Source organism: Enterobacter cloacae complex sp. GF14B (assembly GCF_004136805.1).
In the GTDB taxonomy this organism is placed as follows: Bacteria; Pseudomonadota; Gammaproteobacteria; order Enterobacterales; family Enterobacteriaceae; genus Enterobacter; species Enterobacter hormaechei_C.
Genome location: NZ_QFRV01000001.1, coordinates 119218 through 139271, shown reverse-complemented (window position 1 = coordinate 139271; position 20054 = coordinate 119218). Strand labels below are relative to the sequence as shown.

The window sequence follows — 20054 nt, the reverse complement described above, 5'->3', positions numbered from 1 at the left end:
AAGATGGCAACTCCTCACATTAATGCAGAAATGGGTGATTTCGCTGACGTCGTATTGATGCCGGGCGACCCGCTGCGCGCGAAGCACATTGCAGAAACCTTCCTCGAAGACGTGCGTGAAGTGAACAACGTGCGCGGCATGCTGGGCTTCACCGGTACCTATAAAGGCCGCAAAATCTCCGTGATGGGTCACGGCATGGGTATCCCATCCTGCTCCATCTACACCAAAGAGCTGATCACCGATTTCGGCGTGAAGAAAATCATCCGTGTCGGCTCCTGCGGCGCGGTTCGCATGGACGTTAAGCTGCGTGACGTGGTGATCGGCATGGGCGCGTGCACCGACTCTAAAGTCAACCGCATTCGCTTTAAAGATCATGACTTTGCGGCCATTGCTGACTTTGACATGGTGCGTAACGCGGTTGACGCGGCAAAAGCGCTGGGCGTAGACGCGCGCGTGGGCAACCTGTTCTCTGCCGATCTGTTCTACTCGCCAGAAGGCGACATGTTCGACGTGATGGAAAAATACGGCATTCTGGGTGTGGAAATGGAAGCGGCCGGTATCTACGGCGTGGCGGCTGAATTCGGTGCGAAAGCGCTGACTATTTGCACCGTGTCAGACCATATCCGTACTCACGAGCAGACTACCGCTGCCGAGCGTCAGACCACCTTCAACGACATGATCAAAATCGCGCTGGAATCCGTTCTGCTGGGCGATAAAGAGTAATTTCGTTTTCTTCAGGGGGCAGGTTTGCCCCCTATGGTGCTTACTTCGTCAACACTTCCCACATCAAATTGCTTTCCAGCGTCACCGTATCACCTATGTGATTAAACTGGCGGTCATTCAGCACCGGGGTGAGGGTGAGCTGGCACTCATCGGCGGACCACGAGGCAGGCGTAAAAAGCGTAGCCATTAGCGAAAAAGTCATCAGTAAATGTTTACCCAGGTGTTTCATTTACAGACTCCTTTAGCAGTTTCATAAAACGATTCTTTGTCCTGAGTCTCACTCAGGGATTAATCGATGCGGCAGATGCGCTGCATATTATCGTCAACGGCATAAAGTGCCGGGCTATTGGACATATCAGTGACAAAAACACGCCCGCTGTCCACCGCGCTGACCAGGTAGTTGTTTTTCTCATCCACGATACTGGTCCCTTTTGACAGTCACGAGCCGTCTGCACGTTTCACTTCGAGCATTACGCGACGGGTATTCAGTACTTTGAAATCCAGCTCCCTGAAGGCTGTATGGGCGACAGAAATGTTCTTGATGCCGTTGGGCAGATCCTGACTCAGGTTAAAGCCGATCCACATATGTTTATCGGTGTTTTTCGGCGGGATAGCCTCAAGGGTCACGCGTTTAACGTCACGCCTGTATCGTCAGGAAGATCGACAATGATGGTATAGATCAGGGCCGGGAAGGTGCCGGTATTTTTTACGTTCATGGTGCCGCTGTGAGTCGACTCTTCAATAACCAGCAGCGTGGTTTCTGGCACCATTCCGGCGGCATACGCCTGAGCAAAGAGAGCAGAGAATAATAACGGTGCGGCAATGGCGCACTGAGCGATCGTGGATTCAACTGACATCAAGATTAATCCTTTAACCTGACAAAATACCTCCTCTGTTAAGAGGAGGCATAGTTCACACTTTATCGGGTTGATAATCAGAGATATTTAACGGTAATCGTGGCCTGACCATCCAGGTTGGTATCATCGGTAATCGCGAGGGCCGCGGTATTCTGAATCGCCAGGGAGGTTTTCAGCGGAAATACTGCGGTCGTGAAAGGCAGCGGCGCAGTGGTGCCGGAAGCGGCCACGGTCATCATTTCCATGTTGGCGTTTTTGATGATACCGGTAGCGGTTTTCTGCCAGGACGGGCTGTCCACGGTACCGGAGATAACGTCTGATTTCACGCCGTCGGCGGTGACGTTCGCCACATCAGCAAAGATGGAGTAAGCGCCAATTTTCACGCCGCCCGCGGTTTTGCCCACGCCGTAGGACTGGGTGGTGTCGGAAACGTTGCCGCCCGCCGCGTCTGCGGTGTTAATGGTGATCACAGAAGCACCCGGATGGGTGTCTGCGCGGTCATCGCTGATGGTCCAGCCAGCTTTAGTGGCTACCGGGCAGGTGATGGTCAGGGAGATATCTTTCTGACCCAACTGGTTAACGCTGGTCGCGGAGAGATCCGCCAGGTGGATAAGACCATAATCCACCTCGCCGCCGCCGCTTAACTGCGGGGTGCAGGCGGCAACGGAGAGTAAACCGGTCACTTTCAGTACGGCGGTAGAGGCGGCGTTAGCGGCAGTCGCGGAGAGGGCCAGCGCAACGGCAGTGGCAACTAAAATCTTTTTCATTGTTGTTCCTTAACAAATGCAGGCCATCACGCTCAGTTCACAAGCGAAATGAGCCAGTTACAGATAATGCAAAGTGATGGTGGCCTGGCCGTCGATCGGGGTATCGTCGGTAATTGCCAGGGTGTCAGTTTTCTGCACCGCCAGCGCAACGCGCAGCGGGAATACGGCATTCATAAAGGGAACCAACGTCCGATCACTGCTATTTATTGCGCTATACTGGATAGAACCGTCACTATGAGTGACGAGCTGCGAACCCGTATTCGCAAGTAACCACATTGGATCATCTGCTATCGCAGAATAACCTAATGCTTTGACGTTTCCATCTACGGTTACATTCGAATTCATACCCACGGAGTAAGCGCCGATATTGACGCCGCCAGCCGTTTTACCTACGCCGTACTGGTTAGTTGAACTCCATGCCTGATCGCCCGCGAAAGTGGCGTTATCGATGGTCATTTTCTTCATTGAATCTGCGTGATCATCGGTAATGGACCACGCTACTTTCGTTGCGGCAGAGCAGTTGATAGTCAGAGAAATATCTTTATAACCCAGCTGGTTATCTGCCGTTGCGGAGAGCGAGCTGATATATTTAGTGCCGAAATCAACGACAGCGCCATCGCTCAGCGTTGGGGTACAGGCGTTGTTGGTTAATACGCCTTTTAATTTTAATACCGCAGTAGAGTCGGCATGTGCAGTCGCAGAGAGGGTCATTGCAACAGCGGTTGCAATAATGATTTTTTTCATCGTTAATCCTTAACGTTCGAAACAGACGTGTGGAGAAGAAATAGAAAAACTATTTCTTGCTGTCTATTATTCTAGAGGAAAAGTTAACTTTACATTAAGGAGTGTTAATTTTTGAATGTAATTCCCCTTAATATATAAGCTATAAATATATATTTTGTGTATGTTCCCTGTTTATTTATATACGTGTGTTAATTTTCAGGAATAAGGGAAGCGTATTCACTTCCCTTATGTGTTTTTATTAACGCACCGCGCCAGCGATCCATTGGGAGAGATCCCGTAGCTCCCGCTCGTGGTCCGGGAAATCCACCCACAGCGCTTCGCACGCCTGTTGCAGACTGTCTGCATGGTACAGACAGCCCTGTAAACGTGCGGCCAGCGCCTCCAGCGGTGCAGGATTGAGACTATCCGTAAAGACCTGCGTGCGGGTAATATGGCCCTTCTCCACGTCAAAGTGCAGCTCCACTCCGCCCCAGGTAAACCGTTCGTCCAGCAGGTGTGAAAAGGCCGGTGCCTGGCCGAAGTTCCACTCCCAGCTGCTCTGGCGCGCAAAGGTTTCCGCGAAGTTGGGCAGGTCCGGTGTTTTGTCAGGGGAGATCACTTCAGCTTCTACCCGCTCACCGTAATGTTCGAAGAAGGCTTCACGGATCGCATCGCAAATCTGCTCATGAGTAATCCCGGGCAGCAGTTCCACCAGATTCGCCACGCGCCCGCGCACGGAGGTAATACCCTTAGCCTGGAGCTTTTTCTTATCTGGATTAAGGTAGTTAGCCAGACGGCTCAGATCGGCATTCAGCAATAATGTGCCGTGGTGGAATCCCCGATCCATCGTTTCGCGATAGGCAGAGCCGGATACCTTGCGGTCGCCATCGGGCGTTTTGACCACCAGATCGTTACGTCCCGAGGCTTCAGCCGTCACGCCGAGCGAATTGAGCGCATTAAGCACAATGGAGGTCGAGATGGTTTTGTCGTATTCCGGCTTGCCCGCCATAAAGGTAAAGCAGGTATTGCCCAGATCGTGGAATACCGCACCGCCGCCGCTGCTGCGGCGCGCCAGGCGGACGTTGTCCTCTTCCATACGGCGGGTGTTACACTCTTTCCACGGATTTTGCGCGCGGCCAATAACGACCGTATCAGCGTTGCGCCAGAGAAACAGGACGCGCTGGGTGGCAGGCATCTGGCGGAAGATGCACTCTTCTACCGCCAGGTTAAACCAGGGATCGTAAGAGTCAGAGATTAGCAGGCGTAACGTCGACATGGCAGAGTTCCTTTTCCGAATCATCCGCCTACTTTATCACTATTCTTTCTTCTCGCTCTCTTCCTCTTCGGGAACCGACTTGCTGGCGGTTAACAGGAACGGTGACTGCTGCCAGCGGGTGCGCTTGCCCTGGAGCAACGTACGTGCCAGTACCACGCCAATCGCCAGCGAGAGCAGCAGCATCAGGCGCAAAATATTGGTGGTGTTATCTACCTGTTTGGCTTCGGTTGGCAGGGTGTGGGTGTCGAGTGTCAGACGTAAATAGCCGAGCGGACCATTTTTGCCCTGAATGGGTTCGACGATTTGTTGGTTGAAATAACCACCGGCTTTTTTGCCGTCCAGCGCCAGCCTGTCGCGCACGTCGACATGCTCACCCGCGCGGGCAATCAGGTCGCCCTGTTCATCGTACACGCCCGCATCCAGAATGCGGCTGTTTTCCGTAAGCTGGCGCAATACCTGGGCTATTCGCTTATCATCCGGCGTTTCGGTGCGCATAGACGGCGCAACGTTGAGCGTCACCTGGCGCGCCAGCGTCCGGGCCAGCTCCTCAAACTGCGGGTTACGCTGTCGTTGGTGATTCTGGCTAAACCAGGATGCCCCCTGCATCAGCGCCACTAATAGTGCGAGACAGATCAGGACAATCACGGCGCGATGAAGCCGGAATTTCAGTTTTGCGCGAGCCATATTCCACCTGCTTAAAATTTACGGCTTAATGTTGCCAGAAGTGATGGTTACAGGGTAGCCTCATGCGTTATTTTCCCTCTGGAACCTTCCGGCGCGAACGAAATTACAGGAGCTTCAATGCCGAACATTACCTGGTGCGACCTGCCAACGGATGTCTCTTTATGGCCAGGATTGCCGCTCTCTTTAAGTGGCGATGAGGTGATGCCTCTCGATTACCACGCTGGCCGTAGCGGCTGGCTGCTGTACGGACGCGGCCTGGATAAGCAACGCCTCACCCAGTATCAAACCAAACTGGGCGCAGCGATGGTCATCGTTGCGGCCTGGTGTGTGGAAGATTATCAGGTCATTCGCCTGGCGGGGTCCCTGACGCAGCGCGCCACGCGTCTGGCGCACGACGCCGGGCTGGACGTTGCTCCCCTCGGCAAAATTCCGCACCTGAAAACGCCCGGCCTGCTGGTAATGGACATGGACTCCACCGCCATTCAGATCGAGTGTATTGACGAGATTGCTAAACTGGCGGGCAGCGGAGAGCTGGTGGCGGAAGTCACCGAGCGCGCGATGCGCGGCGAGCTGGATTTCACCGCCAGCCTGAGACAGCGCGTGGCGACCCTGAAGGGGGCCGATGCTAACATTTTGCGTCAGGTGCGCGATGAACTGCCCCTGATGCCTGGGCTTACGCAGCTGGTACTCAAGCTGGAGACGCTCGGCTGGAAAGTGGCGATTGCCTCCGGCGGGTTCACCTTCTTTGCCGACTACCTGCGTGACAAGCTGCGTCTGACCACCGTGGTGGCAAACGAGCTGGAGATCATGGACGGCAAACTCACCGGACAGGTCATCGGCGACATCGTGGATGCGCAGTACAAAGCCAATACGCTGACGCGTCTGGCAGAGAAATATGCCATCCCGGTCGAGCAGACCGTCGCCATCGGCGATGGCGCGAACGATCTGCCGATGATCAAAGTTGCCGGGCTGGGTATTGCCTACCATGCCAAACCGAAAGTGAATGAAAAGACGGAAGTCACTATCCGTCATGCTGATCTGATGGGGGTGTTCTGTATTCTCTCCGGCAGCATTAATCAAAAATAACGAGGTAAACCGTGGCGAAAGCTCCAAAACGCGCATTTGTCTGTAATGAATGTGGTGCGGATTATCCGCGCTGGCAGGGGCAATGCAGCGCCTGTCATGCCTGGAACACCATCACCGAAGTGCGTGGTGTGGCGGCTTCGCCGAGCGTGGCCCGCAATGAACGGCTGAGCGGCTATGCGGGCAATGCAGGCGTGTCGAAGGTACAAAAACTTTCGGATATCAGCCTTGAGGCGCTGCCGCGCTTCTCAACCGGATTCAAAGAATTTGACCGCGTGCTCGGCGGTGGCGTAGTGCCGGGCAGCGCCATTCTGATCGGCGGTAACCCGGGCGCGGGTAAATCGACCCTGCTGCTGCAAACGCTCTGCAAGCTCGCCGAACAGATGAAAACCCTGTACGTCACGGGGGAAGAATCACTCCAGCAGGTGGCGATGCGCGCGCACCGCCTCGGCCTGCCGACCGGCAATCTGAATATGCTGTCGGAAACCAGCATCGAGCAGATCTGCATGATCGCCGAAGAAGAGCAGCCGAAGCTGATGGTGATCGACTCCATTCAGGTGATGCATATGGCTGACATTCAGTCGTCACCGGGAAGCGTGGCGCAGGTGCGTGAAACCGCGGCCTACCTGACGCGCTTTGCCAAAACGCGCGGCGTGGCGATTGTGATGGTTGGTCATGTGACCAAAGACGGCTCGCTGGCGGGACCGAAAGTGCTTGAACACTGTATCGACTGCTCGGTGATGCTCGATGGCGATGCGGATTCCCGTTTTCGTACCCTGCGCAGCCATAAAAACCGCTTTGGCGCGGTGAATGAGCTGGGCGTGTTTGCCATGACCGAGCAGGGGCTTCGCGAAGTCAGCAACCCGTCGGCCATCTTCCTGAGCCGTGGCGACGAGATCACGTCCGGGAGTTCGGTGATGGTGCTGTGGGAAGGAACGCGTCCGCTGCTGGTTGAAATTCAGGCGCTGGTGGATCACTCGATGATGGGCAACCCGCGGCGCGTGGCGGTCGGTCTGGAACAGAACCGCCTGGCGATCCTGCTGGCGGTGCTGCACCGTCACGGCGGTCTGCAAATGGCGGATCAGGATGTGTTCGTCAACGTGGTTGGTGGGGTGAAGGTTACGGAAACCAGCGCGGACCTGGCGCTGCTGCTGGCAATGGTCTCCAGCCTGCGCGACAGACCGTTGCCGCAGGATCTGGTGGTATTTGGTGAGGTAGGGCTGGCCGGCGAGATCCGTCCGGTGCCGAGCGGTCAGGAGCGTATCTCCGAAGCGGCAAAACATGGCTTCCGCCGCGCGATTGTTCCGGCCGCCAACGTGCCGAAAAAAATTCCGGAAGGGATGCAGGTTTTTGGCGTTAAAAAACTCGCAGATGCGTTAAATGTCTTTGACGACTTATAATTACGTATTCGATTTTGCAGGAGGCACCGTAATTTATGTCATCATTTGACTACATCAAGACCGCTATCCGCCAGAAGGGCTGCACGTTGCAGCAGGTGGCGGACGCCAGCGGCATGACCAAGGGCTACCTGAGCCAACTGCTGAACGCCAAAATCAAAAGCCCCAGCGCGCAGAAGCTGGAAGCGCTGCACCGTTTTCTGGGGCTTGAATTTCCGCGGATGCAAAAGAACATTGGCGTGGTGTTCGGTAAGTTCTACCCGCTGCATACCGGGCATATCTATCTGATCCAGCGCGCCTGTAGCCAGGTCGACGAGCTGCATATCATCATGGGTTATGATGAAACCCGCGATCGCCAGCTGTTTGAAGACAGCGCCATGTCGCAGCAGCCCACCGTGCCGGACCGCCTGCGCTGGCTGCTTCAGACCTTTAAATATCAGAAAAATATTCGTATTCATGCCTTTAACGAAGAGGGCATGGAGCCGTATCCGCACGGCTGGGACGTGTGGAGCAACGGCATCAAAGCGTTTATGGAAGAGAAGGGCATTGCGCCTAACTGGATCTACACCTCTGAAGAGTCCGACGCGCCGCAGTTCCGCGAGCATCTGGGTATCGAGACGGTGCTGATCGATCCTAAACGCACCTTCATGAACATCAGCGGGGCGCAGATTCGCGAGAACCCGTTCCGTTACTGGGACTACATCCCGACCGAGGTGAAGCCGTTCTTCGTGCGTACGGTGGCGATCCTCGGCGGCGAGTCGAGCGGGAAATCGACGCTGGTCAATAAGCTGGCGAACATCTTCAACACCACCAGCGCGTGGGAGTATGGCCGCGATTATGTCTTTTCACACCTTGGCGGCGACGAGATGGCGTTGCAGTATTCCGACTACGATAAAATCGCGCTCGGTCATGCCCAGTACATTGATTTCGCGGTGAAATACGCCAATAAAGTCGCCTTTATTGATACCGATTTCGTCACCACGCAGGCGTTCTGCAAAAAGTACGAGGGGCGCGAGCACCCGTTTGTGCAGGCGCTGATTGACGAATACCGCTTTGACCTGGTGATCCTGCTGGAAAACAACACCCCATGGGTGGCCGACGGCATGCGCAGCCTGGGCAGCTCCGTGGACAGGCGTGAGTTCCAGACCATGCTGGTAGAGATGCTTAACGAGAACAACGTTGAGTTTGTCCATGTGGAAGAGTCGGACTACGACACCCGTTTCCTGCGCTGCGTCGAGCTGGTGAAGGAGATGATGGGGGAGCAGGGGTAAAAGATTTACCCCTCACCCTAACCCTCTCCCAAAGGGAGAGGGGACTTTAATCACCCTCTCCCTTTAGGAGAGGGCCAGGGTAAGGGAATCAGTCCAATCAATACTCAACCACCACCTTCCCACGCATATGCCCCTCCAGCACCTTGCGGTGCGCTTCGGTAATGCTTTCCACGCTTAGCCCGTGCAGCGTTTCGCTGAGCGAACTTTCCACTACGCCGTTATCCACCAGCTTCGCGACTTCGTCCAGGATCTCTCCCTGACGCGCCATATCCGCCGTCTGATACATGCTGCGGGTGTACATAAATTCCCAGTGCAGCGCGGCGGATTTGGACTTCAGCTTGTCCTGGTTCAGCGGATGTTCATTCTCAACGATGGAACAGATATGCCCCTGCGGTGCAATCAGGTCGCTGACCGCATCCCAGTGCCCGTCGGTGTCGTTGAGGATGAAAATGTAATCCACAAAGGTCAGCCCGTGCTTCGCCAGTTCGCCTTTCAGATCGCGGTAGTTCACCACCACATCTGCACCGCGATCGCGGCACCACCGGGCGGAATCTTCACGGGACGCCGTTGCGATCACCTTTACCTTGCTGTTGTGCTTCGCAAACGGGATCGCCAGCGATCCCACCCCGCCCGCGCCGCCAATAATCAGCAGCGTTTTATCTGCGTCGGCATCCTGAATCTTCAGCCGTTCAAACAGGCCTTCCCACGCGGTGAGCGCCGTCAGCGGCAGTGCAGCCGCGGCGGCCCAGTCAAGGCTTGCAGGCTTGTGCCCGACAATGCGCGCATCGATCAGCTGATGTGTGGTATTGCTGCCCGGTCGGGTGATATCCCCCGCGTACCACACTTCGTCACCCGGTTTGAATCCGGTGACGCCAGCCCCAACGGCTTTTACGATCCCGCTGGCATCCCACCCGAGAATGCGCGGCTCCTTCAGCCCGCTTTTAGCAATGCCTGCATGTACCTTGGTGTCCACCGGGTTTACGGAGACGGCTTTCACCTCCACCAGCAGATCGTGTTCGCCGGGCTGCGGCATCGGCGGGGTGATTTCAACGAAGGTGGAGGGATTTTCTGGGTTAACGGCAATGGCTTTCACTGACATGGTGTGCTCCTCAATGGCATTCGTTTTGTTGAGGCTAGTCTATTAAGTGGTCAGCCGCATGATAAGATGGACAATCCAGAACTCAGCGTTCGTACAGAGTGAACAATCATGTTTAAACAGCTTCAGGATATGGCACTGTTTGCGCTGGTGGCCGAGATGGGCAGCTTTACCGCGGCGGCGCAGAAGGCGGAACTGCCAAAATCCAGCGTCAGCCAGCGCATTAGCCAGCTGGAGCAGCTGGTGGGGATCCGTCTGTTGAATCGCACGACGCGCAGAATAAGCCTGACGTTTGCGGGCGAGCACTATCTGGTGCACTGTCGCGAGATGCTGGCGGCCAGCGAGCGCGCGGAGTATGCCATTCAGCGGCTGCGAGAAAACCCCAGCGGGCGGCTGCGGATCACCTGTCCGGCAGGAATTGGCGCGACGCTGCTGGCGCATATGAATGCCGAGTTCCAGCTTCGCTATCCGGACGTGTCACTGGATGTGTCGATCTCAGACGACGTGGTGGATCTGGTCGAGTCTGGCTTTGACGTGGCGCTGCGCACCGGCAAACCGCAGGATTCTTCCCTGATTGGCCGCATGATTGGGCACTGTCCGCGCTACATGCTGGCCTCGCCCGACTACCTGGCACGCCGGGAGCCGTTAATTCATCCCCGACAGCTGGTGGAGCATCGCTGCATTACGCACCGGGCATGGTCGGAGTGGCTTCTGCGAAGCGAGAATGAGGATTACCGCTACCTGCCGGATAACGCTCATATGACGGATAATCTGGTGTACGCCAGGGAATGCGCCATTGCCGGGGCGGGGATCACGCTGTTACCCGCATTCCTGCTGGAAGATAAGATCGAAAAGGGCGCGCTGGTGAAGGTGTTGTCGGCGTGGAGCGTTGAGGGAAACGATCTCTGGCTGGCCTACCCGAGTCGTAAGCTCAATTCGCCTGCGCTGATGAGCTATATCGACTTTGCGATGCAGTTTGATGAGGTGAAGCGGTATTACGTGGGCGGGTGATTTTGTGCGGCCTGATGCCCTCACCCTGGCCCTCTCCCACGGGGAGAGGGAACAAACATAAAAAACGGCAACCGAAGTTGCCGTTTTGCTTTTATTTCGCAATACGCTTGTACTTAATACGCTTCGGCTCAAGCGCGTCTGCGCCCAGCGTGCGTTTCTTGTACTCTTCGTATTCGGTGAAGTTACCTTCGAAGAACTCCACCTTACCTTCGTCCTGGTAGTCCAGGATGTGGGTCGCGATACGGTCCAGGAACCAGCGGTCGTGCGAGATAACCATCGCGCAGCCCGGGAACTCCAGCAGGGCGTTTTCCAGCGCGCGCAGGGTTTCGATGTCCAGGTCGTTGGTGGGTTCATCGAGCAGCAGAACGTTGCCGCCAACCTGGAGCAGTTTTGCCAGGTGCAGACGACCGCGCTCACCGCCGGACAGCTCGCCTACGCGTTTGCCCTGGTCGGTGCCCTTGAAGTTAAAGCGGCCAACATAGGCGCGGCTTGGCATCTCGGTGTTGCCGATACGCATGATATCCAGACCGCCGGAGACTTCTTCCCACACGGTTTTGCTGTTGTCCATCGCGTCGCGGAACTGGTCAACGGAGGCCAGCTTCACGGTCTCACCCAGGGTGATAGAGCCGCTGTCAGGCTGTTCCTGACCAGACATCATGCGGAACAGGGTGGATTTACCCGCGCCGTTCGGACCGATGATGCCGACGATAGCGCCTTTCGGAACGGAGAAGGTCAGATCGTCGATCAGCACGCGGTCGCCGTAGGACTTACGCAGGTTAGTCACTTCAACCACTTTATCCCCCAGACGAGCTCCAGGTGGAATAAACAGTTCGTTGGTTTCGTTACGTTTCTGGTATTCGGTGTTGTTCAGCTCTTCGAAGCGTGCCAGACGGGCTTTGCCCTTAGACTGACGGCCTTTCGCGCCCTGACGCACCCACTCCAGCTCTTTCTCAATAGACTTACGGCGGGCGGCTTCCTGAGACGCTTCCTGCGCCAGACGCTGGTCTTTCTGCTCCAGCCAGGAGGAGTAGTTGCCTTCCCACGGAATACCTTCGCCGCGGTCCAGCTCCAGGATCCAGCCCGCAACGTTGTCGAGGAAGTAACGGTCGTGGGTAATCGCTACCACGGTGCCTTCGAAGTCATGCAGGAAGCGCTCCAGCCACGCCACGGATTCGGCATCCAGGTGGTTGGTCGGTTCGTCGAGCAGCAGCATGTCTGGTTTTTCCAGCAGCAGGCGGCACAGCGCCACGCGGCGGCGTTCACCACCGGACAGGTTTGCGATTTTCGCATCCCAGTCTGGCAGACGCAGGGCATCAGCCGCGCGCTCCAGCTGCACGTTCAGGTTGTGACCATCGTGCGCCTGGATAATTTCCTCATATTTGCCCTGCTGAGCGGCCAGTTTGTCGAAGTCCGCATCCGGCTCGGCGTATTTGGCATACACTTCATCCAGACCTTTCAGGGCGTTAACCACCTCGGATACCGCTTCTTCAACGGATTCACGCACGGTGTGCTCCGGGTTCAGCTGAGGTTCCTGCGGCAGGTAGCCGATCTTAATGCCAGGCTGCGGACGGGCTTCACCTTCGATGTCTGTATCGATGCCGGCCATGATGCGCAGCAGGGTGGACTTACCGGCACCGTTGAGACCCAGAACACCGATTTTTGCGCCCGGGAAGAAGCTCAGCGAGATATTTTTAAGAATATGACGTTTCGGCGGGACAACTTTGCCGACACGATGCATGGTATAAACGAATTGAGCCACGTTGGACTTCGCCTCTTTTATCGTGATGAGAATGAATTTCAGCCTCGAAGTGTAGCCTTTTTCACGCCCTAATCCCAGCCAGGAACGTCGGGAGTGTTAAAACGCGCAAGAAAGGTAAAAAAGTGTCCATGACGTGGCGCGTTGTGGGATGCCTGGTTAGCATAAGTTGATGTAACTTTGACGTGGCAAGACGCTGCAACTGACGAAAAACAATGAGGAAGAGCTTGTGGAAAAAGCCAAACGGGTGGTCTGGCGTCTGCTGGCTGCCAGCGTATGCGTAATGGCGGTAAGCCAGGCGGTGCATGCCGATTCACTGGATGAACAACGTAACCGCTATGCCCAGATTAAACAGGCATGGGACAACAAGCAGATGGATACCGTGCAGGCGCTGATGCCGACGCTCAAGGATTATCCGCTGTATCCGTATCTGGAGTATCGCCAGATCACGGACGATCTGATGAACCAGCCGACCGTCACCGTGAATAACTTCATTCAGGCGAACCCGACCCTGCCGCCTGCGCGCACCCTGAAGTCCCGGTTCGTGAACGAGCTTGCCCGTCGCGAAGACTGGCGCGGCCTGCTGGCCTTCAGCCCGGACAAGCCGGGCGCGACGGAAGCGCAGTGTAATTACTATTATGCGAAATGGGCGACCGGTCAGCAGGAGGAAGCCTGGGTCGGTGCGAAAGAGCTGTGGTTGACGGGCAAAAGCCAGCCAAACGCCTGTGACCCGCTGTTCAGCGCCTGGCGCGCCTCGGGCAAGCAGGATCCGCTCTCTTACCTGGAACGTATTCGCCTGGCGATGAAGGCCGGAAACACCCGGCTGGTCACCGTACTGGCGGGCCAGATGCCCGCAGATTATCAGACCATTGCGTCTGCCGTTATCAGTCTTGCAAACGATCCCAATACCGTGCTGACGTTTGCGCGTACCACCGGCGCGACCGATTTTACCCGCCAGATGGCGGCGGTGGCCTTTGCCAGCGTGGCGCGTGATGATGTGGAAAACGCCAGGCTGATGATCCCGCAGCTGGTGCATGCCCAGCAGCTTAATGACGATCAAACTCAGGAGCTGCGCGATATCGTGGCATGGCGACTGATGGGAACAGATGTCACCGACGAACAGGCGCGCTGGCGTGATGATGCGGTGATGCGTTCAAACTCTGTCTCGCTGGTGGAGCGTCGCGTGCGCATGGCGCTGGGAACGGGCGATCGTCGCGGCCTCAATACCTGGCTGGCGCGTCTGCCGATGGATGCCAAAGAGAAAGATGAATGGCGTTACTGGCAGGCAGACCTGCTGCTGGAACGTGGTCGTGACGATGAAGCCAAAGAGATCCTCCACTCCCTGATGCAGCAGCGCGGATTCTACCCGATGGCGGCGGCGCAGCGTCTGGGCGAGGAGTACACCCTGAAGATCGACAAAGCGCCAGCCAACGCGAACCCGGCGCTGACGCAGGGGCCGGAAATGGCGCGCGTGCGCGAGCTGATGTACTGGAATCTGGATAATACCGCGCGCAGCGAATGGGCGAATCTGGTCACCAGCCGTACCACTGATGAGAAAGCGCAGCTTGCCCGCTATGCGTTTGATAATCGCTGGTGGGATCTGAGCGTGCAGGCGACGATCGCCGGCAAACTGTGGGATCATCTCGAAGAGCGTTTCCCGCTGGCTTATAAGGATCTGTTCGATCGCTACACCAGCGGCAAAGATATTCCGCAAAGCTACGCGATGGCCATTGCCCGTCAGGAGAGCGCCTGGAACCCGAAAGTGCGTTCACCAGTGGGTGCCAGCGGCCTGATGCAGATTATGCCGGGCACCGCGACGCACACGGTGAAGATGTTTAATATTCCAGGCTACAGCAGCCCGTCCCAGCTGCTGGATCCGGAGACCAACATCAACATCGGTACCAGCTACTTGCAGTACGTCTATCAGCAGTTCGGTAATAACCGTATCTTCGCGTCAGCGGCGTACAACGCCGGGCCAGGCCGCGTGCGGACATGGCTTGGTAACAGCGCAGGGCGTATCGACGCCGTGGCGTTTGTCGAGAGCATTCCGTTCTCGGAAACGCGCGGCTATGTGAAGAACGTGCTGGCCTATGACGCCTACTATCGCTACTTCATGGGGCAGAAAGATACCCTGATGAGCGATGCCGAGTGGCAGAGACGTTACTGATCGGCGTGGGTTGTGTTATGCTGTACTCGCTAATGAGTACAAGAGGCAGCATAACATGACCCAGCATTCCCCGTATTCCTCGGCCATGGCCGAACAGCGTCATCAGGAGTGGCTTCGTTTTGTGGAGTTGCTCCGCCAGTCTTATGAGCAGGATTTGCATTTACCCCTGATGCAGCTAATGCTCACGCCAGACGAGCGTGAGGCGCTGGGCACGCGCGTGCGGATCATTGAAGAGCTGCTGCGCGGCGAAATGAGCCAGCGCGAGCTGAAAAACGAGCTGGGCGCGGGCATCGCGACCATTACCCGTGGTTCAAACAGCCTGAAGTCGGCGCCCGTTGAGCTGCGCCAGTGGCTGGAAGCGGTGTTGTTGAAAAACGCCTAACGATAGATCGCGTTATGGAACGGGCTTAACGCCAGGATCACTGCCTGATGATAAACGCCTGAACGCGTCAGCGCGCCTGCGGTAAAGACGCCAATCGCCCCTTCTTTACGGCCAATCTCATCAATGCCGGTGTACTGCGACATCACCGGCCCAAGCGCTTCACCCGCGCGGACTTTTTCCAGAATAATCTCCGGCAGCGGCAGGGTGGCTGAACGCGCCTCGCCGCGCTGCTCGCGGCTTTCGATCACCACCCAGCTAAAGGTTGCGCCTTCGTCGATACCGGCTTCAATCGCCACCCAAAAGTCCGCATCCGGGGCCGCAGCTCTGGCATTTGCCACGCGATTTCGTGCGCCAGCGCGCGTTTCCTCGCTGCCAAACGGCTGTTCAGGAACGCCACTCTCGACGCCGATGGCGTCAATATGGCAGGATCCTGCGCCGAAGATCTCGTCAAATGCCCTTAGAATTGCCTGAATTTTGGCAGGATTGGTGGTAGCAGAGACAACATGGTGCATAATTAAGCTCGATTTAAAAAATTCATCGCAGTATAACGGAAAAAAAGCATGTTACAGGTATACCTTGTTCGCCACGGTGAAACGCAGTGGAACGCCGAGCGACGTATTCAAGGCCAGTCAGACAGTCCTCTCACCGACAAAGGTGTGCAGCAAGCGTGGCAGGTGGCGGAGCGTGCCAGAACGCTGGGCATCACTCACGTCATCTCCAGTGATTTAGGCCGCACACAGCAGACGGCACGCATCATCGCCGATGCCTGTGGCTGCGACGTGACCCTCGAACCGCGTCTGCGCGAGCTGGATATGGGCGTGCTGGAAAAACGTCCTATCGATACGCTGACGGAAACCGAAGAAGGCTGGCGCCGCACGCTGGTGAACGGCACTGAAGATGGTCGCATCCCTGAGGGTGAATCCATGCAGGAGCTGAGCGTGCGCATGCATGCCGCGCTGGCCGAGTGCCTGAAACTCCCGGCAGGTAGCCGACCGCTGCTGGTGAGCCACGGTATCGCGCTGGGTTGTCTGGTGAGCACCATTCTGGGACTGCCGGCTTACGCCGAACGCCGTTTGCGTCTGCGCAACTGTTCCATTTCCCGTATCGACTATCAGGAAAGTGCCTGGCTGGCATCGGGGTGGGTGGTTGAGATGGCAGGGGACATTTCGCATCTTGATGCCCCTGCACTGGACGAATTGCAGCGTTAACGACGTACCGGAATCAGGAATTCCATACGCAGATTGATAGGGCCTTCTTCCGGTTTAGCATCTTGCGCCGGATAGTAGCGCTCAATGTCCTGACCTTTACGGCGATTCAGATTCAGCATCGGCATGCAGGTCCCGTAAACGGTCAGGATGAACTCCTGAACGCCCGTTCCTAAACCTTCGTATGAGAACATCACATACTCGCCGCCTTCCAGCACGACAGGCTTCGAGCCATGAATGTAACCGTTCGCCATATCAGGCGTCAGCGCCGTGGTATAGAACACCTCCTGCTCGTCATCTTTTTCCTGGCTTGGATGCGTTTCGTTCAAACCATACAGAATCGGCGGGATCGCCGGAGCATGGCTTAAAAATTCGCGCCAGAACTGAACGCGCATCTGATGGCGGAACTCGGAGATCTGCTCAAGGGAACAGGAGTAGCTCTGCGTGGTGCCGACCAGGTGCGTTTCTGGCAGGGTGATGATTTCATATTTTGGCATCGCAAACTCGCCCAGACGCAGCGGCGGACGCATACCAAAGGAGCTCCAGTCCGGCGAGCGGCGATAAAGCGCTGGCGTTAACGAGAACTGCTTTTTAAAGGCGCGGGTGAAAGTTTGCTGTGAATCGAAACGATATTGCAGGGCAATATCAAGGATTGGTCGCGCGGTCAGGCGCAACGCAACAGCAGACTTTGATAAACGACGTGCGCGAATATAGGCACCGATAGCATGACCGGTGACATCCTTGAACATCCTTTGCAGATGCCACTTGGAATAGCCTGCTTTTGCCGCCACATTATCCAGTGACAATGGCTGGTCGAGATGACCTTCCAGCCAGGTGAGCAGGTCGCGAATAATTCCAGCCTGATCCATATACTATCCTCATCCTTAAAACTGCCGCAGGTGCCTGTTTACAGGTTAGCGGATAATAGCATTTTTTGACGTTTTAGCATTCAGTGTTTTTTTTGCGCATAAATGCTTTTTATGGTGATTTATGTGCGGATATATTCTAATCCTGTGATCTTGCTACATTTTTATCTAACCTGTTGAATAATCGCTCAGCGTAATTTTTTATGAATGGTAACAATATGAAATACAAGGTTTTAGTCTTTGCAGCACTGGCGCTGATGGCAGGGCGCGTGGCGCAGGCGGAGCAAATTGGCTCCGTGGATACCGTGTTTAAAATGTTTGGGCCGGACCACAAAATTGTGGTGGAGGCGTTTGACGATCCGGACGTTAAAAACGTCACCTGCTATGTCAGCCGGGCGAAGACCGGCGGGATTAAAGGCGGCCTGGGGCTGGCTGAAGACACGTCTGACGCGGCCATCTCCTGCCAGCAGGTTGGACCGGTGGAATTGAGTGACAAAATTAAAAACGGCAAAGCGCAGGGCGACGTTGTATTCCAGAAACGGACCTCGTTGGTGTTCAAAAAGCTACAGGTGGTCCGTTTTTATGACGCGAAGCGTAACACCCTGGCTTATCTGGCCTACTCGGACAAAGTCGTGGAAGGCTCACCGAAAAACGCGATTAGCGCGGTGCCGATTATGCCGTGGCATTGATAAAAAAAACGGCGCAAATGCGCCGTTCTTTACTGCGTGACGTGAGGATTACTCCTGGAGGTCACCGCAGAAACGATAGCCTTCACCATGGATCGTGGCGATGATTTCCGGCGTATCAGGCGTAGATTCGAAATGTTTACGAATACGACGGATGGTTACGTCAACGGTACGATCGTGTGGCTTCAACTCACGACCGGTCATTTTCTTCAGCAGTTCTGCACGAGACTGAATCTTGCCCGGGTTCTCGCAGAAGTGCAGCATCGCGCGGAATTCACTGCGCGGCAGTTTGTACTGCTCACCGTTCGGGCTAATCAGCGAACGGCTGTTGATATCAAGTTCCCAGCCGTTGAATTTGTAGCTGTCGACGCTACGACGCTCTTCACTGACCGTACCCAGATTCATGGTGCGGGACAGCAGGTTGCGTGCACGAATGGTTAACTCGCGAGGGTTGAACGGCTTGGTGATGTAGTCATCCGCGCCGATTTCCAGACCAAGAATTTTATCAACCTCGTTGTCACGGCCTGTCAGGAACATCAACGCGACGTTCGCCTGTTCACGCAGTTCGCGCGCCAGAAGAAGCCCGTTTTTGCCCGGCAGGTTGATATCCATAATCACCAGGTTGATATCATTTTCAGAAAGGATCTGATGCATCTCTGCGCCATCGGTCGCTTCAAAGACATCGTAGCCTTCTGCTTCGAAAATGCTCTTTAACGTGTTGCGTGTTACCAACTCGTCTTCAACGATAAGAATGTGCGGGGTCTGCATGTTTGCTACCTAAATTGCCAACTAAATCGAAACAGGAAGTACAAAAGTCCCTGACCTGCCTGATGCATGTCGCAAATTAACATGATCGGCTTAACGTGACTAAAGTACGTAATTGCGTTCTTGATGCACTTTCCATCAACGTCAACAACATCATTAGCTTGGTCGTGGGTACTTTCCCTTTGGACCCGACAGTGTCAAAAACGGCTGTCATCCTAACCATTTTAACAGCAACATAACAGGCTAAGTGACACCGGACACCCAATAAAACTACGCTTCGTTGACATATATCAAGTTCAATTGTAGCACGTTAACAGTTTGATGAAATCATCGTAGCTGAATGCTAGCCTTTGTCACAATTTTTCAATAAACCAACTAGTTGCGGACATTGATTGATAAACGGTACGAATCCAATCAGAAAAGAGTATTCATATGGTCATTATCATTACAAAACATAAGGATAATGGTCTTCTGTTAACATTCTAACTGATTGTTCAGCCACAAAATAGTTTAGCTTTTTTTAATTGTTATGAAACGCTATTTCGGTGATTTGTGTTGCAAAAATGTAAATTCGTGCTGCGTAATATGTTGAACTGAATCACATTTTTACCTGCTAACTGATTAAAAAGAGAGCGTAAATGCATCTGTCGATTGTGCTGGTGGCACCAGCAAGAGCTGAAAATATTGGCGCTGCGGCGCGTGCCATGAAGACTATGGGTTTTACCGATTTGCGTATTGTGGACAGCACGGCGCATCTGGAGCCTGCTGCGCGCTGGGTGGCGCACGGTTCGGGTGATATTCTCGATAATATAACCACTTACGCTACGCTCGCCGACGCACTCCACGATATTTCATTTACCGTCGCGACGACCGCGCGCAGCCGGGCGAAGTTTCACTATTACGCCACGCCTGCTGAACTGGTGCCGATGCTGGAAGAGAAAAGCCAGTGGCTGGAGAAAGCCGCGCTGGTGTTTGGGCGAGAAGATTCCGGGCTGACTAACGAAGAGCTGGCGCTGGCTGACGTGCTGACGGGCGCGCCGATGGTGGCGGATTACCCGTCACTCAATCTGGGGCAGGCGGTGATGGTCTATTGCTATCAATTAGCATCCTTAATACAAATTTCTCAGCCACCGGTGACAGTTTCGGATGAAAACCAGCTGGCGGCACTGCGTGTTCGTGCAGATAAGCTTCTTGCGCAGTTGGGCGTCGCTGACGATCAAAAAATGGTGGACTGGTTACAGCAGCGCCTGGGGCGTCTTGAACAGCGTGACACGGCAATGCTGCACCGATTGCTTCATGATATTGAAAAAAAATTAGCGGAGTAAAATAGTGCCATAGG

General features: G+C 55.2%; 21 protein-coding genes and 2 pseudogenes. 11 read left to right on the top strand and 12 right to left on the bottom strand.

Annotation, left to right across the window (positions count from 1 at the left end):
• Positions 1-3: 3 nt before the first annotated feature.
• Positions 4-723 carry a purine-nucleoside phosphorylase gene (gene deoD, locus DD606_RS00620; RefSeq protein ID WP_003856538.1) on the top strand — a complete coding sequence of 240 codons (720 nt, stop codon included), beginning with the start codon at positions 4-6 and terminating at the stop codon, positions 721-723.
• Positions 724-763: 40 nt separating this feature from the next.
• Here deoD and DD606_RS26325 read toward each other — a convergent pair.
• From DD606_RS26325 to DD606_RS00585, 7 genes and pseudogenes are all read right to left on the bottom strand, one after another.
• A pseudogene (locus tag DD606_RS26325) lies at positions 764-862 on the bottom strand (hypothetical protein); the annotation flags it as partial.
• Between the two features lie 86 nt (positions 863-948).
• Positions 949-1287 (bottom strand): annotated as a pseudogene (locus DD606_RS00610) (FimD/PapC C-terminal domain-containing protein); the annotation flags it as partial.
• Between the two features lie 59 nt (positions 1288-1346).
• On the bottom strand, positions 1347-1580 hold the full coding sequence (locus DD606_RS00605) for a hypothetical protein (RefSeq protein WP_058675342.1): 234 nt from the start codon (positions 1578-1580) through the stop codon (positions 1347-1349).
• Between the two features lie 77 nt (positions 1581-1657).
• Positions 1658-2347 (bottom strand): DUF1120 domain-containing protein, encoded by a 690-nt coding sequence (locus DD606_RS00600; RefSeq protein ID WP_003856531.1) that lies wholly within the window; start codon positions 2345-2347, stop codon positions 1658-1660.
• Between the two features lie 57 nt (positions 2348-2404).
• Complete coding sequence (locus DD606_RS00595; protein WP_045895214.1) at positions 2405-3091, bottom strand: DUF1120 domain-containing protein; 687 nt, start codon at positions 3089-3091, stop codon at positions 2405-2407.
• A gap of 238 nt (positions 3092-3329) precedes the next feature.
• Positions 3330-4346 carry a lipoate--protein ligase LplA gene (lplA, locus tag DD606_RS00590; protein ID WP_023324128.1) on the bottom strand — a complete coding sequence of 339 codons (1017 nt, stop codon included), beginning with the start codon at positions 4344-4346 and terminating at the stop codon, positions 3330-3332.
• 39 nt (positions 4347-4385) lie between these two features.
• Positions 4386-5030, bottom strand: coding sequence for a YtjB family periplasmic protein (locus tag DD606_RS00585; RefSeq protein WP_015572615.1), 645 nt, complete (start codon positions 5028-5030; stop codon positions 4386-4388).
• Between the two features lie 117 nt (positions 5031-5147).
• On the opposite strand from DD606_RS00585, the gene serB reads away from it, so the two are divergent.
• The 3 genes from serB to nadR are packed head-to-tail and all read left to right on the top strand — an operon-like array spanning position 5148 to position 8781.
• On the top strand, positions 5148-6116 hold the full coding sequence (gene serB, locus DD606_RS00575; RefSeq protein WP_003856524.1) for a phosphoserine phosphatase: 969 nt from the start codon (positions 5148-5150) through the stop codon (positions 6114-6116).
• An 11-nt stretch (positions 6117-6127) separates the two neighbouring features.
• Complete coding sequence (radA, locus tag DD606_RS00570) at positions 6128-7513, top strand: DNA repair protein RadA (RefSeq protein WP_003856523.1); 1386 nt, start codon at positions 6128-6130, stop codon at positions 7511-7513.
• A gap of 35 nt (positions 7514-7548) precedes the next feature.
• The gene (nadR, locus tag DD606_RS00565) at positions 7549-8781 is read left to right on the top strand and encodes a multifunctional transcriptional regulator/nicotinamide-nucleotide adenylyltransferase/ribosylnicotinamide kinase NadR (RefSeq protein ID WP_003856522.1); all 1233 of its coding nucleotides are present in this window, start codon (positions 7549-7551) and stop codon (positions 8779-8781) included.
• Between the two features lie 97 nt (positions 8782-8878).
• Here the strand turns inward: nadR and DD606_RS00560 are convergent, their stop codons facing one another.
• Positions 8879-9880, bottom strand: coding sequence for a zinc-binding alcohol dehydrogenase family protein (locus DD606_RS00560; RefSeq protein WP_022650375.1), 1002 nt, complete (start codon positions 9878-9880; stop codon positions 8879-8881).
• 108 nt (positions 9881-9988) lie between these two features.
• On the opposite strand from DD606_RS00560, the gene DD606_RS00555 reads away from it, so the two are divergent.
• Positions 9989-10888 (top strand): LysR family transcriptional regulator, encoded by a 900-nt coding sequence (locus tag DD606_RS00555; RefSeq protein ID WP_129258069.1) that lies wholly within the window; start codon positions 9989-9991, stop codon positions 10886-10888.
• Positions 10889-10979: 91 nt separating this feature from the next.
• Here DD606_RS00555 and ettA read toward each other — a convergent pair whose 3' ends face one another.
• Positions 10980-12647 carry an energy-dependent translational throttle protein EttA gene (gene ettA, locus DD606_RS00550; protein WP_003856515.1) on the bottom strand — a complete coding sequence of 556 codons (1668 nt, stop codon included), beginning with the start codon at positions 12645-12647 and terminating at the stop codon, positions 10980-10982.
• A gap of 226 nt (positions 12648-12873) precedes the next feature.
• Between ettA and sltY the strand changes: the two genes are divergently transcribed.
• Positions 12874-14811 carry a murein transglycosylase gene (gene sltY, locus DD606_RS00545; RefSeq protein WP_058658752.1) on the top strand — a complete coding sequence of 646 codons (1938 nt, stop codon included), beginning with the start codon at positions 12874-12876 and terminating at the stop codon, positions 14809-14811.
• A gap of 55 nt (positions 14812-14866) precedes the next feature.
• Complete coding sequence (trpR, locus tag DD606_RS00540; protein ID WP_021240574.1) at positions 14867-15193, top strand: trp operon repressor; 327 nt, start codon at positions 14867-14869, stop codon at positions 15191-15193.
• Here the strand turns inward: trpR and yjjX are convergent.
• Complete coding sequence (yjjX, locus tag DD606_RS00535; protein WP_129258067.1) at positions 15190-15705, bottom strand: inosine/xanthosine triphosphatase; 516 nt, start codon at positions 15703-15705, stop codon at positions 15190-15192. The genes trpR and yjjX overlap by 4 nt on opposite strands.
• Positions 15706-15753: 48 nt before the next feature.
• Between yjjX and gpmB the strand changes: the two genes are divergently transcribed.
• Positions 15754-16401, top strand: a complete 648-nt coding sequence (gene gpmB / locus DD606_RS00530; RefSeq protein WP_006810187.1) for a 2,3-diphosphoglycerate-dependent phosphoglycerate mutase GpmB — start codon at positions 15754-15756, stop codon at positions 16399-16401.
• Here gpmB and robA read toward each other — a convergent pair.
• Positions 16398-17267 (bottom strand): MDR efflux pump AcrAB transcriptional activator RobA, encoded by an 870-nt coding sequence (gene robA, locus DD606_RS00525; protein ID WP_003856504.1) that lies wholly within the window; start codon positions 17265-17267, stop codon positions 16398-16400. The two genes, gpmB and robA, sit on opposite strands and share 4 nt — an antisense overlap.
• 215 nt (positions 17268-17482) lie before the next feature.
• Between robA and creA the strand changes: the two genes are divergently transcribed.
• A complete protein-coding gene (gene creA, locus DD606_RS00520) occupies positions 17483-17953 on the top strand; it encodes a protein CreA (RefSeq protein ID WP_003856503.1) in 471 nt (156 codons plus the stop codon).
• A gap of 48 nt (positions 17954-18001) precedes the next feature.
• Here creA and arcA read toward each other — a convergent pair whose 3' ends face one another.
• Positions 18002-18718 (bottom strand): two-component system response regulator ArcA, encoded by a 717-nt coding sequence (gene arcA, locus DD606_RS00515; protein ID WP_003856501.1) that lies wholly within the window; start codon positions 18716-18718, stop codon positions 18002-18004.
• Between the two features lie 95 nt (positions 18719-18813).
• Between arcA and yjjY the strand changes: the two genes are divergently transcribed.
• Positions 18814-18954: a protein YjjY gene (gene yjjY / locus DD606_RS00510; protein WP_001541509.1), complete on the top strand. Its 141-nt coding sequence runs from the start codon at positions 18814-18816 to the stop codon at positions 18952-18954.
• Between the two features lie 399 nt (positions 18955-19353).
• The gene (locus DD606_RS00505) at positions 19354-20040 is read left to right on the top strand and encodes a tRNA/rRNA methyltransferase (protein ID WP_003856496.1); all 687 of its coding nucleotides are present in this window, start codon (positions 19354-19356) and stop codon (positions 20038-20040) included.
• Positions 20041-20054: the final 14 nt, after the last annotated feature.